The sequence below is a fragment of the Diaminobutyricimonas aerilata genome, assembly GCF_002797715.1.
Lineage (GTDB): Bacteria > Actinomycetota > Actinomycetes > Actinomycetales > Microbacteriaceae > Diaminobutyricimonas > Diaminobutyricimonas aerilata.
Window position 1 is genome coordinate 546,505 of sequence record NZ_PGFF01000001.1, and the last position, 15,840, is coordinate 562,344.

Sequence of the window (15,840 nt, forward strand, 5' to 3'; positions counted from 1 at the left end):
GGCGCGCACCACTTCTGCATCCGACATTCAGGAAACGCGGAGATTCTCGAGAATCGGCCGCACCCGCCCTGTCATCCGCTTGTTCCGCTTCTCGCGGCGGGCGTTCGGCTGCCTCTCGTCGGTAGGGTGCTGGGGTGAGTTCCCCCGAAGCATCCACGCTCGGGCTGCCGGCCGTCCGGTAGCCCCGACATCATCAGGCGCGAGAGCGCCCGTCCACGACTGGACGGATCGTGACGCGCGGAGTGCTGCCGTGTCGGCCCATGCCGACATCGACCATCCACTTCCCGGAGCTCATCCATGCCATTCGTCATCTACCTGCTCTCCGTCGCGGTCTTCGCGCAGGGCACATCCGAGTTCATGTTCGCGGGCCTGCTCGCCCCGATCGCCGACGAGCTCGGAGTGACCGTGCCGCACGCCGGTCTGCTCACCTCGTCGTTCGCCGTCGGCATCCTCGCCGGAGCGCCGGTCATGGCCGTGATCGCCCGTCGATGGCCGCCTCGCCGAGCATGGACAGGCCTTCTCCTGCTCTTCATCATCGCCCACATCGTCGGGGCCACCACGAACGACTTCGACGTGCTGCTCGTCACCCGGGTGGTCGCCGCGGTCGCGAATGCCGGCTTCCTCGCGGTGACGCTGTCGACCGTGTCGGCGCTCGTCACTCCCGCCGCGACCGCGCGAGCGCTCTCGGTGGTGCTGGCCGGCACGACGCTCGCGCTCGTCGCCGGGGTGCCGGGCGGGGCCGCGCTGGGTGTCGCGCTGGGATGGCGTTCGGCGCTATGGGGTGTCGTCGTGCTGTGCGTTCCTGCGCTCGTGGCCGTCGCCGTCGCCGCGCCGGTGCGCGCGACGTCGCACGGCCGCGTCGCCCTGACGGACGAGTGGCGTGCGCTGCGTCGACCGCGGGTGATGCTGGCGGTCACCGTGACCGCGCTCGTCAACGGTGCGACCTTCTGCGGCTTCACCTACCTCGCGCCGGTCGTCACGGGATCGGCGGCCATGCCGGCCGGAGCCGTGCCGCTCGTCCTCGCCGCCTTCGGGATCGGGGCGTTCCTCGGCGTGGGTGCGGCGGGGCGCATCGCGGACGCCCATCCGGCCCGACTCGTCGCGGTCGGCGGAGCGCTCGCGTTCCTCGGCTGGGTCGCGTTCGCGTCGGCCGCGCACTCGCCGGTGCTCGTGATCGCCCTCGCGGTGACTCAGGGCGCCGCGGGATTCGCCACCGGCGGCGCGCTCATCGCGCGCATCATGTCTCTCGCGTCGGGCGCGCCGACGTTGAGCGGGGCCACGGCGACGGTGGCGTTGAACATCGGCGCTGCCGCAGGTCCGGTGCTGGGCGGGATCGCGTTCGCGGCCGTACCCGGTTCGGGCCCGCTCGCCGCGTCCGCGGCGCTCGCCGCCGTCGCGCTGCTCCTCATCGCGCTCGGACGTCGGGCGCTGTTCCCCACCGAGGCGTTGCGCTAGGCCGGGAGCAACTCCGCGATGAGGGCCTCGACGCGGTTCCGGATGTCGTCGCGCACGCGCCGGACCGTGTCGAGGTCCTTGCCCGCGGGGTCCTCGAGCTCCCAGTCCTCGTAGCGCTTGCCCGGGAACACCGGGCACGCGTCGCCGCAGCCCATCGTGATCACCGCATCCGACTCACGCACTGCGTCGACCGTCAGCACCTTGGGCGTCTGCCCCGCGATGTCGATGCCCTCCTCCGCCATCGCCTCGACGGCGACGGGGTTGATCTGGTCCTTGGGCTCCGACCCGGCGGACAGCACCTCGACGCGGTCCCCGGCGAGCGCCCGCAGGTAACCGGCGGCCATCTGCGAGCGGCCCGCGTTGTGCACGCAGACGAACAGGACGGTGGGCTTCTCGCTCACGGCGACTCCTCGAGGGTGGGGTGGATGGCACCGGACGGTACCTCATGGATGTGTACGGCGGGATTCACGAGCAGCACTCCTCGACGGCCGACCCGGTGGAACACACGCCGGTCGCGGGGAGGCTCAGCCGTACCTCGCGCGCCGCGGCGGCGTCGCCGTCGAGATGGGCGACGATCGATCGCACCTGCTCGAATCCTGTCGCCAGCAGGAACGTGGGGGCGCGACCGTAGCTCTTCATGCCCGCGATGAAGAAGTCGGCTTCCGGATGCCGCAGCTCGGCGAACCCGTGCGGTTCCACCGTGCCGCACGTGTGCACGTTCGGGTCGATCAGCGGGGCTAGGCGTCTCGGCGCTTCGACGACCTCGTCGAGGTCGAGCCGGATCTCGCGCAGCAGGTCGAGCGCGGGCCGGAAGCCGGTGGCGTTCACGAGCCGGTCCGCCACGAGATCCTCGACGAGGCCATTGCGGTACCCGACGATGCGCATCCGCTCGTCGTCCTCCTCGAGGCGGAGGATCTCGAAACCGTCCACCAGTCGGATGCGGCCGTCCGTGACGAGCCGATCGACCCGCGACCCGAGCGCCGAGCGCGCGGAGAGGGCGTCGTCGGCGGCGGTCGTGACCCGCACGGCCGAGCGGTTGCGGATGAGCCAGCTCACCCGGGTGCCGGGCTCCTGTCGGGCGAGCTCCGCGAGTGCGAGCAGGGTGTTCGCCGCCGAATGACCGGCGCCCGCCACCACGATATGACCGCCGGCGAACGCCGCACGATCGCGCCCGAGCACATCGGGGAGCGCAGGGGAGACGCGGTCGCGCACCCGCTCCAGGCCGAGAGGGTCGAGTCCGGAGGAGCCGAGGGTGTTGGGCGTCCGCCACGTTCCGGATGCGTCGATCACCGCGCGTGCGACGAATTCGACGTCGCCGTCGTCGCCGCGGACGCGCAGCACGAACGGCACGTCCGAACGCCCGGTCGAGCGGGTGCGGTCCATGCCCCGTCGGGTGACGGCGGTGACCGCCGTGCGCACGCGGATGTGCGGGGCGATGCCCGGGAGCGCGGCAAGCGGTTCGAGCATCCGCTCGACGAGTTCACGACCGGTCGGGAGCGCATCGGCGTCGGGGGTCACCCATCCGGTGGGCGCGAGGAGATCGGCGACGACCGGGTCGATGAGCATCCGCCACGGGGAGAACAAGCGCACGTGGCCCCACTCGAGCACGCTCGACCCGACGGTGGCGCCCGCCTCGAACACGACGAACGGGCGGTCGCGGGCGGCGAGGTGCGCCGCCGCGGCCAACCCGATCGGTCCGGCACCGATGATGGCGACCGGGAGCGGGTCCACCTGCTCGCCGATCGTCGACGCGATCCGACTCTCCACCAGGCTCACGGCCACTCCTTCATCGATGGGCTTCGATGGAACAGTGACGGATATATCGACGGATGTCAATATTCGGGTACGCTCGACCCGTGACACTCCTGCCGATGGTCGACGACGCGCGCACCGACGCCTGCTGCTCGACCCCGACCCGCGACGCGCTCTCGGTCGAGGAAGCGGAACGGCTCGCGCGTCGACTGAAGGCGATCGCCGACCCGGTGCGGCTGCGGCTGATGTCGATCGTCGCCGCCTCCGAGGGGCGGGAGGCGTGCGTCTGCGACCTCACCGACCCGCTCGGGCTCAGCCAGCCGACCGTCTCGCATCACCTCAAGGTGCTCACCGACGCCGGCTACCTCGCCCGCCGCAAGCAGGGCACCTGGGCCTACTACCGGCTCATCCCCGGCGCCCTCGACGCCGTCACGGCGTCGCTCATCGCGGTCTGACGCCGGTCAGCGTCCCGTCCACTCGAGCAGCCGCTCGACGGGCCACGTGGTCACGATGCGCTCAGGCGGGATGCCGTTCGCCTCGGCGCGCTCGGCGCCGTAGTCGAGCAGGCTCAACTGGCCGGGGGCGTGCGCGTCGCTGTCGATGCTGAACAGGCATCCGGCATCGAGCGCCAGCTTGATGAGCTCGTCCGGCGGATCCTGCCGCTCCGGTCGCGAATTCACCTCGACCGCGACACCGTGCTCCGCGCACGCCGCGAACACGGCCTCCGCATCGAACGTGGCTCCCGGACGTGTGCCGCGCGATCCCTCGACCAATCGACCGGTGATGTGCCCGAGCACGTCGGTGTGGGGATCGGAGACGGCGCGGATCATCCGCCTCGTCATCTCGCGCGGCTCCATCTTGAGCTTCGAATGCACGCTCGCGACAACGACGTCGAGACGCCCGAGCAGCTCGGGCGTCTGATCGAGGGCGCCGTCGTCGAGGATGTCGACCTCGATGCCGGAGAGCAGGCGGATGCCGTCGCCGCCGAGCCCGGCGACGACCTCGAGCTGCTGCTCCAGACGCTCCGCGGAGAGCCCGTTGGCCACCCTCAGCCGGGGGGAGTGGTCGGTCAAGGCGAGGTACTCGTGTCCGAGTCGGCGCGCGCTGTCGACCATGAGCTCGATCGGGGTGAGGCCGTCCGACCACTCGCTGTGGCAGTGGAGGTCGCCCTTGAGCGCGGCGCGGAGGGTGCTGCGGGGAGCCCCGCCGGACTTCTCCCGCAGATCGGCCAGGTACTGCGGCACGTCGCCCTCGAGGGCCTCCCGGATCACGCGGTACGTCGTGTCGCCGATGCCCTTGGTGTGCTTGAGTCGCACGGGATCGGCGATGTGCTCGGGCGGGAGTCCGGCGAGCACGTCGCCCGCGGTGCGGAACGCCTTCGACTTGTAGCGCGACGACCGTTCGCGTTCGAGCAGGAAGGCTATCTCGGTCAGCGCGTCGAGCGGATCCATGCCGCCCATTCTCGCGCGAGGTCGTCGCCGTAGGCGGGGGCGTGTGCTCCTCACTGGCACCTTTCCGGCGCGCGGTGGCCGGAACGCGATGGTCGGTGTCGTACGGCCACGCCATCATGAACACCATGGCATCCACGTCCCCGATCGCGATCGTCCCCCCGGTGGCGGATCCGCACGGGGACGACGGTCGCATCGGACTCGTGCAGGCCTCTGCGCTGTACGTGGCCGCCGTGCTGGGAACGGGCATCCTCACGCTGCCGGCGCTCGCCGCAGAGGCTGCGGGGCCCGCGTCGGTCGTGGCCGTCGCGGCGGTGCTGCTGCTGTCGATCCCGCTCGCCGGCACGTTCGCGGCACTCGCGTCGCGGTATCCCGACGCCGGAGGCGTCGCGACGTTCGTGCGGCTCGCGCTCGGTGACACCGCCGCGCGGATGTCCGGCTACTGGTTCTTCTTCGGTGTCGGCGCAGGCGCACCCGTCGTCGGCCTGCTCGGGGCCGAGTACCTGGTGAGCGTGCTCGGCGGGGAACGGTGGCACGTCGTGCTGGCCACCGTGCTCATCTTCGTGCCGCCCCTCATCGCGAACGCGTTCGGGGTGCGGGTCTCCGGATCGGTGCAGCTCGTGCTCACCGGCATCCTCGTCTTCGTCGTGATCGGCGTGATGTCGTTCGCCGCGGGAGAGGTGCGCGAGCGCAACTTCGAACCCTTCCTGCCGCACGGGTGGGGCGGTGTGGGAGCCGCGATCAGCCTCTTCGTCTGGGCCTTCGCCGGGTGGGAGGCGGTCACCCACATCGCGGGCGAATTCCGCCGACCACGCCGGACGATCCCGTGGGCGACCGCCATCGCGATCATCGTGGTGGGGGCGTCGTACCTCGCCCTGCAAATCGCCACCGTCGGCGTGCTCGGCGAGTCCGCGGGAGACAGTCCCGTCGCGCTGCTCGATCTCGTCGGGGCGTCCGCGCCCGGGTACGCCTCGACCGTCGTGGCGGGGATCGCCGTCGTGGTCTCGGTCGGGGTGCTCAACGCCTACCTGCCGGCCTTCGCGAAACTCGGCGCCTCACTCGGCCGCGACGGGCACCTGCCGCGCTGGATCGGCCGTGGAGCGGAGGCCGGCGCAGTGCCCCGGCGCGCGCTCCTCGTCGTGGCGGTCATCGACGCCTGCTACCTGTCGCTCTGCGTCGCCGGCGGCCTCGACCTGACGCCGTTCATCCTCGTGCACACGAGCAGCATGGTGGCGGTCTACGCGCTCGGCATGCTCGCCGCCGTGAGGTTGCTCGAGCGCTGGAGTGTCGGCTGGTGGCTCGCGGTCGTCTCGCTCGTGCTCGTCGCGGGCCTCGTCGTGCTCGCCGGCGCCAACATGATCGTCCCCGCACTGCTGGCCCTCGCGGCCGTGGTGGTCACCCTCGTCCGAAGGAGGCGGCATGCCCGCTGAGACTCCCGCCGCATCCGCCGGCCGCCGCGTCGTCGACCTCAGCCATCGCATCCGCGCCGGGCTGGTCACCTATCCGGGCCTGCCGGAACCGACGATCACGCCGCACCTCACCCGGGAGGACTCCCGGGCCAGGTACGCGCCCGGGACGGAATTCGCGATGGACGTGATCCACATGATCGGCAACACGGGCACCTACCTCGACAGCCCGTACCACCGCTACGCCGGCGGCCCGGACCTCGCGGGACTCGAGCTCGCGAGCCTCGTCGACCTGCGCGCCGAGGTGGTGCACATGCCCGATCCGCCCGAGCGCGGCGTACCGGCGGAGGTCTTCCTCGACCGGGACGTGCGGGGCGCCGCTGTGCTCATCCACACCGGATGGGACCGGCACTTCGGCACGCCGGAGTACGCACACGGGGCGCCGTTCCTCGCGACCGACGCGGTCGAGTACCTCGTCGCAGAGGGGGCGGCGCTCGTCGGGATCGATTCGCTGAACATCGACGACACCGAGAGCGGGGGAGAGCGCCCCGCTCACTCCGGGCTACTCGCCGCCGGCATCCACGTGGTCGAGCACCTCACCCGGCTCGAGGAGCTGCCGGCGAGCGGGGCGCGGTTCACCGCGGCACCGCCCGCCGTCGAAGGATTCGGCACCTTCCCGGTGCGCGCGTTCGCGATCGTCGACGAGGACGCCGACGGAGCCCGATCCGCATGATTCCGGGCGACACGCCCGGGATGCGAGCTCCATTTGCCCGTTCCCGGATCGCCACGTAATGTTCTTACTCGTCACCCCAAAGGTGCGGGAGAGCGGAAGAGCTCCCCGGCCTCAAGCGGGACCAACCTCCTCAAGCCGAATGGCGCAGATCCTCTTGAAGGAATGCGTCCCAGCGCTTAGGATGGACAATCCATTCGGATCCCGGGAAACCGGGAGCGCAGGTCGATTTGACAAGCGAATCCAATGAGATACGGTAGGGACTCCACCCCTGAAGAACGAGCCGGAAACGGCGAGTGAACAGGCGTGCCCACCGGATCTGGATCGCCAGTCGGATTTGACAGGCAGAACCGAATGGGATAAGTTAGGACAGTTGCCCTGAAGCGGAACCGGAAGCGGTGAAGCGGCAGGCGCGCCCGATCCTTGAGAACTCAACAGCGTGCACTAAGTCAATGCCAAATTACCTCGTTGACTGACTCCGGTCAGTCATAGAGATTCCTTTGGATTAGACAGATTGTCAGTAGACAGTCTTTTAGTCAGACAAACTCGCGACGGCCCAGGTCAATTCCGACCCAGTCGTCGCACAGATGTGCCGGCCACTTCGGTGGTCGTGCAATCAAACATTTACGGAGAGTTTGATCCTGGCTCAGGACGAACGCTGGCGGCGTGCTTAACACATGCAAGTCGAACGGTGAAAGAGGAGCTTGCTCCTCTGGATCAGTGGCGAACGGGTGAGTAACACGTGAGCAATCTGCCCCTCACTCTGGGATAAGCGCTGGAAACGGCGTCTAATACCGGATACGACGCGCGAAGGCATCTTCTGCGCGTGGAAAGAACTTCGGTGAGGGATGAGCTCGCGGCCTATCAGCTAGTTGGTGAGGTAACGGCCCACCAAGGCGACGACGGGTAGCCGGCCTGAGAGGGTGACCGGCCACACTGGGACTGAGACACGGCCCAGACTCCTACGGGAGGCAGCAGTGGGGAATATTGCACAATGGGCGCAAGCCTGATGCAGCAACGCCGCGTGAGGGATGACGGCCTTCGGGTTGTAAACCTCTTTTAGCAGGGAAGAAGCGAAAGTGACGGTACCTGCAGAAAAAGCACCGGCTAACTACGTGCCAGCAGCCGCGGTAATACGTAGGGTGCAAGCGTTGTCCGGAATTATTGGGCGTAAAGAGCTCGTAGGCGGTTTGTCGCGTCTGCTGTGAAAACCCGAGGCTCAACCTCGGGCCTGCAGTGGGTACGGGCAGACTAGAGTGCGGTAGGGGAGATTGGAATTCCTGGTGTAGCGGTGGAATGCGCAGATATCAGGAGGAACACCGATGGCGAAGGCAGATCTCTGGGCCGTAACTGACGCTGAGGAGCGAAAGCGTGGGGAGCGAACAGGATTAGATACCCTGGTAGTCCACGCCGTAAACGTTGGGAACTAGATGTAGGGACCATTCCACGGTTTCTGTGTCGCAGCTAACGCATTAAGTTCCCCGCCTGGGGAGTACGGCCGCAAGGCTAAAACTCAAAGGAATTGACGGGGGCCCGCACAAGCGGCGGAGCATGCGGATTAATTCGATGCAACGCGAAGAACCTTACCAAGGCTTGACATATACCGGAAACGGCTGGAAACAGTCGCCCCGCAAGGTCGGTATACAGGTGGTGCATGGTTGTCGTCAGCTCGTGTCGTGAGATGTTGGGTTAAGTCCCGCAACGAGCGCAACCCTCGTTCTATGTTGCCAGCACGTAATGGTGGGAACTCATAGGAGACTGCCGGGGTCAACTCGGAGGAAGGTGGGGATGACGTCAAATCATCATGCCCCTTATGTCTTGGGCTTCACGCATGCTACAATGGCCGGTACAAAGGGCTGCAATACCGTAAGGTGGAGCGAATCCCAAAAAGCCGGTCTCAGTTCGGATTGAGGTCTGCAACTCGACCTCATGAAGTCGGAGTCGCTAGTAATCGTGGATCAGCAACGCCACGGTGAATACGTTCCCGGGCCTTGTACACACCGCCCGTCAAGTCATGAAAGTCGGTAACACCCGAAGCCGGTGGCCCAACCTTTTGGAGGGAGCCGTCGAAGGTGGGATCGGTGATTAGGACTAAGTCGTAACAAGGTAGCCGTACCGGAAGGTGCGGCTGGATCACCTCCTTTCTAAGGAGCATCTGACACCCTCGGGTGTCCAGAGCCAGACCTGAGACGAACGTTCTCAGCTGGTCAGCTCATGGGTGGAACATTGACTTTGGTCTCGATCGGACCGACCAGATCCCAGTACGCCTCTTCGGAGGTTGGAACGGATCCAGTCGGAATGACCGGGACATGCACGCTGTTGGGTCCTGAGGGACCGGGCACCGCTCGTCGAGCGGGAACCAACCTCTGGACTTCGAACCGACCGGCGGGATCGCCGGCGGAACGGAGTACCGCCCGTATTTTGAGAACTACACAGTGGACGCGAGCATCTTAGATTCGAGCGTGAGCACCTTCGGGAGCCATGTTCGGTCTACTAGATGATCTGATTTATTTAGATCATTGGTCTATCTCCGGCCTTCGGGCCGGCGATCGATTCAGAACTCATGTAGTCAAGTTTCTAAGAGCAAACGGTGGATGCCTTGGCATCTGGAGCCGAAGAAGGACGTAGTAATCTGCGATAAGCCTCGGGGAGTTGATAAACGAACTTTGATCCGAGGATTTCCGAATGGGGAAACCCCGCTGGGCGTGCTTGCACGACCTAGTGACTCCCGCCTGAATATATAGGGCGGGTAGAGGGAACGTGGGGAAGTGAAACATCTCAGTACCCACAGGAAGAGAAAGCAACCGCGATTCCGTTAGTAGTGGCGAGCGAAACCGGAACAGGCCAAACCGATCATGTGTGATAGCCGGCAGGCGTTGCATGATCGGGGTTGTGGGACTCTCACGAACTTCTGCCGAAGTTCACATTGACATGCGCGATATAGACGAACGGCATTGAAAGGCCGACCACAGAGGGTGCCAGTCCCGTAGTCGAAATGTCGCGCAGCGGTGGAGAGGATCCCAAGTAGCACGGGGCCCGAGAAATCCCGTGTGAATCTGCCAGGACCACCTGGTAAGCCTAAATACTCCCAGATGACCGATAGCGGACAAGTACCGTGAGGGAAAGGTGAAAAGTACCCCGGGAGGGGAGTGAAATAGTACCTGAAACCGTTTGCTTACAAACCGTTGGAGCCTCCTTAGTAGGGGTGACAGCGTGCCTTTTGAAGAATGAGCCTGCGAGTTAGCGATATGTGGCGAGGTTAACCCGTGTGGGGTAGCCGTAGCGAAAGCGAGTCCGAATAGGGCGATCCAGTCGCATGTCCTAGACCCGAAGCGAAGTGATCTATCCATGGCCAGGTTGAAGCGACGGTAAGACGTCGTGGAGGACCGAACCCACTTCAGTTGAAAATGGAGGGGATGAGCTGTGGATAGGGGTGAAAGGCCAATCAAACTTCGTGATAGCTGGTTCTCTCCGAAATGCATTTAGGTGCAGCGTTGCGTGTTTCTTGCCGGAGGTAGAGCTACTGGATGGCCGATGGGCCCCAAAAGGTTACTGACGTCAGCCAAACTCCGAATGCCGGTAAGTGAGAGCGCAGCAGTGAGACGGTGGGGGATAAGCTTCATCGTCGAGAGGGAAACAACCCAGACTACCGACTAAGGCCCCTAAGCGTGTGCTAAGTGGGAAAGGATGTGGAGTTGCACAGACAACCAGGAGGTTGGCTTAGAAGCAGCCACCCTTGAAAGAGTGCGTAATAGCTCACTGGTCAAGTGATTCCGCGCCGACAATGTAACGGGGCTCAAGCACACCGCCGAAGTCGTAGATTTCATACTTTAGGTTAGCCTTCGTGGTTCAGCCGTATGGAGTGGTAGGAGAGCGTCGTGTGGCGAGTGAAGCGGCGGAGTGATCCAGCCGTGGACGCCACACGAGTGAGAATGCAGGCATGAGTAGCGAAAGACATGTGAGAAACATGTCCTCCGAAAGACCAAGGGTTCCAGGGTCAAGCTAATCTTCCCTGGGTAAGTCGGGACCTAAGGCGAGGCCGACAGGCGTAGTCGATGGACAACGGGTTGATATTCCCGTACCGGCGAAGAACCGCCCAAGCTAATCCAGTAGTGCTAAGAGTCCGAATCCCTTGACGGATCCCTTCGGGGCTATGTCTTGGGGCTAGCACTCGACCCCATGCTGGTGCGGCTAGCGTATTAACAGGTGTGACGCAGGAAGGTAGCTGAGCCGGGCGATGGTTGTCCCGGTGTAAGGACGTAGGGCGAGAGATAGGCAAATCCGTCTCTCACATAGCCTGAGATCCGATGCGTACCCCTCACGGGGGAAATCAGTGATCCTATGCTGCCGAGAAAAGCATCGACGCGAGGTTCTAGCCGCCCGTACCCCAAACCGACTCAGGTGGTCAGGTAGAGAATACCAAGGAGATCGAGAGAATCGTGGTTAAGGAACTCGGCAAAATGCCCCCGTAACTTCGGGAGAAGGGGGGCCTGAGGCGTGACGGAACTTGCTTCCCGAGCGCTGTACGGCCGCAGAGACCAGTGGGAAGCGACTGTTTACTAAAAACACAGGTCCGTGCCAAGTCGCAAGACGATGTATACGGACTGACGCCTGCCCGGTGCTGGAAGGTTAAGAGGAAGGGTTAGCGCAAGCGAAGCTCAGAATTTAAGCCCCAGTAAACGGCGGTGGTAACTATAACCATCCTAAGGTAGCGAAATTCCTTGTCGGGTAAGTTCCGACCTGCACGAATGGCGTAACGACTTCCCAGCTGTCTCAACCGCGAACTCGGCGAAATTGCACTACGAGTAAAGATGCTCGTTACGCGCAGCAGGACGGAAAGACCCCGTGACCTTTACTACAGCTTGGTATTGGTGTTCGGTGTGGCTTGTGTAGGATAGGTGGGAGACTATGAAGCGGGCACGCTAGTGTTCGTGGAGTCGTTGTTGAAATACCACTCTGGTCACTCTGGATATCTAACTTCGAACCGTAATCCGGTTCAGGGACAGTGCCTGGTGGGTAGTTTAACTGGGGCGGTTGCCTCCCAAAAAGTAACGGAGGCGCCCAAAGGTTCCCTCAACCTGGTTGGCAATCAGGTGTCGAGTGTAAGTGCACAAGGGAGCTTGACTGTGAGACTGACAGGTCGAGCAGGGACGAAAGTCGGGACTAGTGATCCGGCAGTGGCTTGTGGAAGCGCTGTCGCTCAACGGATAAAAGGTACCTCGGGGATAACAGGCTGATCTTGCCCAAGAGTCCATATCGACGGCATGGTTTGGCACCTCGATGTCGGCTCGTCGCATCCTGGGGCTGGAGTAGGTCCCAAGGGTTGGGCTGTTCGCCCATTAAAGCGGTACGCGAGCTGGGTTTAGAACGTCGTGAGACAGTTCGGTCCCTATCCGCTGCGCGCGTAGGAAATTTGAGAAGATCTATCCCTAGTACGAGAGGACCGGGATGGACGAACCTCTGGTGTGTCAGTTGTTCCGCCAGGAGCACCGCTGATTAGCTACGTTCGGACCGGATAACCGCTGAAAGCATCTAAGCGGGAAGCCGTCTTCAAGATGAGATTTCCATCCCTTAGGGGGAGAGGCTCGCAGCCAGACGACTGCGTTGATAGGCCGGATGTGGAAGTGGGGACTAAAGACCCATGGAGCTGACCGGTACTAATAAGCCGATAACTTGACAACAACATGTTTTCTGTTGCTGCTCGCGTCCACTTTGTGGTTCTCGATTTACGGTCGGGAACCGCTGCACTCAATCGAGTGCCGCAGACTATAAATCAATAGTGTTTCGGCGGCCATAGCGAAGGGGAAACGCCCGGTCACATTCCGAACCCGGAAGCTAAGACCTTCTGCGCCGATGGTACTGCAAGGGTGACCTTGTGGGAGAGTAGGACACCGCCGGACTTCTTCGAGAAATGGCCACCCATAGCTGGGTGGCCATTTTCTCGTTTAAGGACTTACGCTGCGCAGGCAGCCGATCGAGGAGAGCACCGTGTCGGATACCTCTGAGCCCGGGCGCACGCCCGGCGGCAAGCCGCGCAGCAACAAGCCGCGCTCGTCGACGCCGGACAACCGCGCCCCGCGTCGTGGCGCACCGAACGACCGAGGCGCCGGCCCGTTCCGTCCGGGCGCCGGCGATGCCGATCGCTCCGCCGCTCGTGGCGACCGCGATGATCGGCCCCGTCGTGATCGGGACGACCGTCCCCGCCGTGACCGGGACGACAAGTCGGCCGAACGTGGCGGCGCCGCCCGTCCGCGTCGCGATGGTGACGCGCGCCCGCGCCGGGAGGGAGACGCACGTCCGCGTCGAGATGGTGACGCCCGTCCGCGTCGCGATGGAGAAGCGCGTCCGCGTCGTGATGGAGAAGCGCGTCCGCGTCGTGATGGTGACGCGCGTCCGCGTCGAGATGGTGACGCCCGCCCGCAACGCGGCGGTGACGCGCGTCCGCGCCGCGAAGGTGACGACCGTCCGCGCAGCCAGGGCGGCGACCGTGCACGATCCGGCGATCAGCGTCATCCCAAGACCGGTGGCGATCGGCCGTACCGCGAGGGAGACCGCCGCGGAAGCGACGACCGTCGGGGCGGAGCGTCCCGCCGCGAGGGCGAGTCATACCGTGGGCGTCCGTCCGGTCCCCGTGACGGCGCCGGCTCGTACCGCGATCGCAACTCTGCTCCGCGGGAGGGTGGTTCGTACCGGGACCGCAACTCTGCTCCGCGGGAGGGTGGCTCGTACCGGGACCGCTCCTCCGCTCCTCGGGGAGACGGCGAACGCCGTCCGTTCCGCGACGGGCCCCGCTCCGGTGAGGGCCGCGGAGGCTTCCGGGCGCCCGAACGCGGTCGACCCGACCGCGGTGGAGTGGAACGCGAGCGCCCCGAATTCGATACGCGATCGGTGCGTCCGCGTCATGACGATCCGGAGCTGCCCGAGGATGTGAAGCCGAACCAGCTCGAGCGCGCCGCGCGCGCGGAGCTGAAGACCCTCAGCAAGGAGAACGCGGACGACGTCGCCCGCCACCTCGTGATGGTCGCCCGGCTCATCGAGGACGACCCGGAGCTCGCGCACCGCCACGCGGTCTCGGCCGCGCGGCGGGCCGGACGCATCGGCGTCGTGCGCGAGACGCTCGCGATCACCGCCTACGGGCTCGGGGACTTCGCCCTCGCCCTCCGCGAGTTGCGCACCTACCGCCGGATCTCGGGCAGCAACGACCAGCTGCCGATGATGGTGGACAGCGAACGCGGTCTCGGACGACCGGACCGTGCCCTCGAACTCGGACGTTCGGTCGACCGCTCGACACTGCCGCCGGCCGTGCAGGTGGAACTCGCGATCGCCATGTCCGGCGCGAGACTCGACCTGGGCCAGCCCGAGGCGGCTCTCGCGGAACTCGAGATCCCGCAGCTCGACCCCACCACCGCCTACCCGTACAGTCCCGCGCTGTTCGACTCGTACGCGACGGTGCTCGACGAGCTCGGACGCACGGAGGACGCCGAGCGCTGGGGTCGCCTCGCCGACCGCGCCGCCCAGGCGCTCGCGGAGCTCGACCCCGACGGCGACGTCATCGAGGTCGTGGAGGAGGACGTCGAGCTCGACGACTCCGATCTGGACGGCATCCCGCTCGACGCCGCGGATGACGACGCCGCGGATGACGACGCCGCGGACGACGACGACGAAGACGACGGCGACGGGGATGACGACGACCCCATCGACGAAGCGCACGGCGAAGAGGACTGGCCCGGCTCGCCCATCACCGACGACGAAGAGGACGGACCCGAGTTGATGCGGTCCGATGACGCCTCGCCCGGGCACGCCGAGCCGCAGACCGCTGAAGCCGCAGACGACGAGGAGGACGGCTCGCGTGGCCCTGTTCAGGCGTAGGAACGGGTCGACCCCGCTCGACGGCGTCGACGTGGTGCTCGCCGACCTCGACGGCGTCGTCTACAAGGGACCGAACGCGATCCCGCACGCGGTCGACAGCCTCAACCGGGTCGCCCGCGACCGCCGCGTCGGGTACATCACCAACAACGCCTCGCGCACCGACGCCTCCGTGGCCGAGCACCTCACCGAGCTCGGCCTGCGCGTCGCGCCCGACGAGGTCGTCACCTCGCCGCAGGCGGCCATGCGTCTGCTCCAGCAGCTCGTCGAGCCCGGGTCCCTCGTGCTCGTCGTGGGCGGCGACGGCCTGACGCACGAGCTCGACCGCGCCGGATTCCGGGTGACCCGATCCGCCGACGACCGACCCGATGCCGTCGTGCAGGGTTTCGCCCCCGAGGTCGGATGGACGCAGCTCGCCGAAGCGGCGTTCGCGCTGCAGAAGCGCGAACCCGAGATCCCCTGGGTCGCGACCAACACCGACTGGACGATCCCCGTCGCCCGCGGCACCGCGCCCGGCAACGGCACCCTCGTGTCCGCCGTGCATACGGCGGTCGGTCGACTGCCCACCGTCGCCGGTAAGCCGGAGGTCGCCATCTTCGAGGAGGCCCGCGCTCGGTTCGGCGCCGAGCATCCGCTGTTCATCGGCGACCGGCTCGACACCGACATCCTCGGCGCGAACCGGGCCGGCATCGACTCGGTGCTCGTGCTGACCGGGATCGACCAGGCGAAGCAGGTGCTCGCCGCCAACGCCGATTCGCGTCCCACGTACCTGCTCGAGGACCTGCGCCAACTGCACGAGCCGTATCCCACGGTCGAGCATCAGGAGACCCCGGATGGGGCGGTCACCACGGTCGGAAAGGCCGTCGTGCGCCGCACCGCCAACGTGCTCGAGGTCGAACGCGGTACCGGGATCGACCTGTTGCGCGCCGGGTCCGCGGCGATCTGGCGTTCCGGACTCGCGATCTACGGGCTCGTCGTGCCGCCGGAGCTATATTCGTGAGCATGTCCGACGAGCACGAGCCGCGAAGCGATGAGTCCGACCACGACGGTCTCGTCTCGCGCCTGCGCGTGATCGAGGACCAGCCCCTCGAGACCCGGGCGGAGGCGTTCGGCCAGCTCTATGCGGAGCTGCGCGCCGAGCTCGACGGGCCGGACCAGCCCGCCCGCTGAGCTCCGAGCCCCT

Annotated in this window: 10 protein-coding genes and 3 rRNA genes; 10 read left to right on the top strand and 3 right to left on the bottom strand. The window is 65.8% G+C overall.

Features of this window, described 5'->3' with window-relative positions; translation table 11 throughout:
• Positions 1 to 297 precede the first annotated feature (297 nt).
• Positions 298 to 1,455, top strand: a complete 1,158-nt coding sequence (locus CLV46_RS02785; protein WP_100363379.1) for a Cmx/CmrA family chloramphenicol efflux MFS transporter — start codon at positions 298 to 300, stop codon at positions 1,453 to 1,455.
• On the opposite strand, the gene CLV46_RS02790 is transcribed toward CLV46_RS02785, so the two are convergent.
• Complete coding sequence (locus tag CLV46_RS02790) at positions 1,452 to 1,856, bottom strand: arsenate reductase ArsC (RefSeq protein WP_100363380.1); 405 nt, start codon at positions 1,854 to 1,856, stop codon at positions 1,452 to 1,454. The genes CLV46_RS02785 and CLV46_RS02790 overlap by 4 nt on opposite strands.
• Positions 1,857 to 1,920: 64 nt before the next feature.
• Complete coding sequence (locus CLV46_RS02795; RefSeq protein ID WP_100365850.1) at positions 1,921 to 3,231, bottom strand: FAD-dependent oxidoreductase; 1,311 nt, start codon at positions 3,229 to 3,231, stop codon at positions 1,921 to 1,923.
• 53 nt (positions 3,232 to 3,284) lie between these two features.
• On the opposite strand from CLV46_RS02795, the gene CLV46_RS02800 reads away from it, so the two are divergent.
• On the top strand, positions 3,285 to 3,662 hold the full coding sequence (locus CLV46_RS02800; protein ID WP_100363381.1) for an ArsR/SmtB family transcription factor: 378 nt from the start codon (positions 3,285 to 3,287) through the stop codon (positions 3,660 to 3,662).
• Between the two features lie 6 nt (positions 3,663 to 3,668).
• Here the strand turns inward: CLV46_RS02800 and CLV46_RS02805 are convergent, their stop codons facing one another.
• Positions 3,669 to 4,658, bottom strand: coding sequence for a PHP domain-containing protein (locus CLV46_RS02805; protein ID WP_100365851.1), 990 nt, complete (start codon positions 4,656 to 4,658; stop codon positions 3,669 to 3,671).
• Positions 4,659 to 4,783: 125 nt separating this feature from the next.
• On the opposite strand from CLV46_RS02805, the gene CLV46_RS02810 reads away from it, so the two are divergent.
• From CLV46_RS02810 to CLV46_RS16765, 8 genes are all read left to right on the top strand, one after another.
• Positions 4,784 to 6,085, top strand: a complete 1,302-nt coding sequence (locus CLV46_RS02810; protein WP_245866453.1) for an APC family permease — start codon at positions 4,784 to 4,786, stop codon at positions 6,083 to 6,085.
• Positions 6,075 to 6,794 carry a cyclase family protein gene (locus CLV46_RS02815; protein ID WP_100363382.1) on the top strand — a complete coding sequence of 240 codons (720 nt, stop codon included), beginning with the start codon at positions 6,075 to 6,077 and terminating at the stop codon, positions 6,792 to 6,794. The genes CLV46_RS02810 and CLV46_RS02815 overlap by 11 nt, the downstream gene beginning before the upstream one ends.
• Before the next feature lie 620 nt (positions 6,795 to 7,414).
• A 16S ribosomal RNA gene (locus CLV46_RS02820) occupies positions 7,415 to 8,935 on the top strand.
• A gap of 423 nt (positions 8,936 to 9,358) precedes the next feature.
• Positions 9,359 to 12,472 (top strand): 23S ribosomal RNA (locus CLV46_RS02825).
• A 102-nt stretch (positions 12,473 to 12,574) separates the two neighbouring features.
• Positions 12,575 to 12,691, top strand: a 5S ribosomal RNA gene (gene rrf / locus CLV46_RS02830).
• The 16S, 23S and 5S rRNA genes sit together here, the layout of an rRNA operon.
• A 988-nt stretch (positions 12,692 to 13,679) precedes the next feature.
• Positions 13,680 to 14,660, top strand: a complete 981-nt coding sequence (locus CLV46_RS02840) for a hypothetical protein (protein WP_211282133.1) — start codon at positions 13,680 to 13,682, stop codon at positions 14,658 to 14,660.
• On the top strand, positions 14,641 to 15,657 hold the full coding sequence (locus CLV46_RS02845; RefSeq protein ID WP_100363384.1) for an HAD-IIA family hydrolase: 1,017 nt from the start codon (positions 14,641 to 14,643) through the stop codon (positions 15,655 to 15,657). The genes CLV46_RS02840 and CLV46_RS02845 overlap by 20 nt, the downstream gene beginning before the upstream one ends.
• A 2-nt stretch (positions 15,658 to 15,659) precedes the next feature.
• Positions 15,660 to 15,827: a hypothetical protein gene (locus CLV46_RS16765; protein ID WP_170028515.1), complete on the top strand. Its 168-nt coding sequence runs from the start codon at positions 15,660 to 15,662 to the stop codon at positions 15,825 to 15,827.
• Positions 15,828 to 15,840: the final 13 nt, after the last annotated feature.

What these genes read in the sequence shown, in the direction of transcription:
- CLV46_RS02810 (WP_245866453.1), top strand. Translation starts at nt 4,784, where the DNA reads ATGGCATCCACGTCCCCGATCGCGATCGTCCCCCCGGTGGCGGATCCG.
- CLV46_RS16765 (WP_170028515.1), top strand. Translation starts at nt 15,660, where the DNA reads ATGTCCGACGAGCACGAGCCGCGAAGCGATGAGTCCGACCACGACGGT.
- CLV46_RS02805 (WP_100365851.1), bottom strand. Translation starts at nt 4,658, where the DNA reads ATGGATCCGCTCGACGCGCTGACCGAGATAGCCTTCCTGCTCGAACGC.
- CLV46_RS02815 (WP_100363382.1), top strand. Translation starts at nt 6,075, where the DNA reads ATGCCCGCTGAGACTCCCGCCGCATCCGCCGGCCGCCGCGTCGTCGAC.
- CLV46_RS02785 (WP_100363379.1), top strand. Translation starts at nt 298, where the DNA reads ATGCCATTCGTCATCTACCTGCTCTCCGTCGCGGTCTTCGCGCAGGGC.
- CLV46_RS02800 (WP_100363381.1), top strand. Translation starts at nt 3,285, where the DNA reads ATGTCAATATTCGGGTACGCTCGACCCGTGACACTCCTGCCGATGGTC.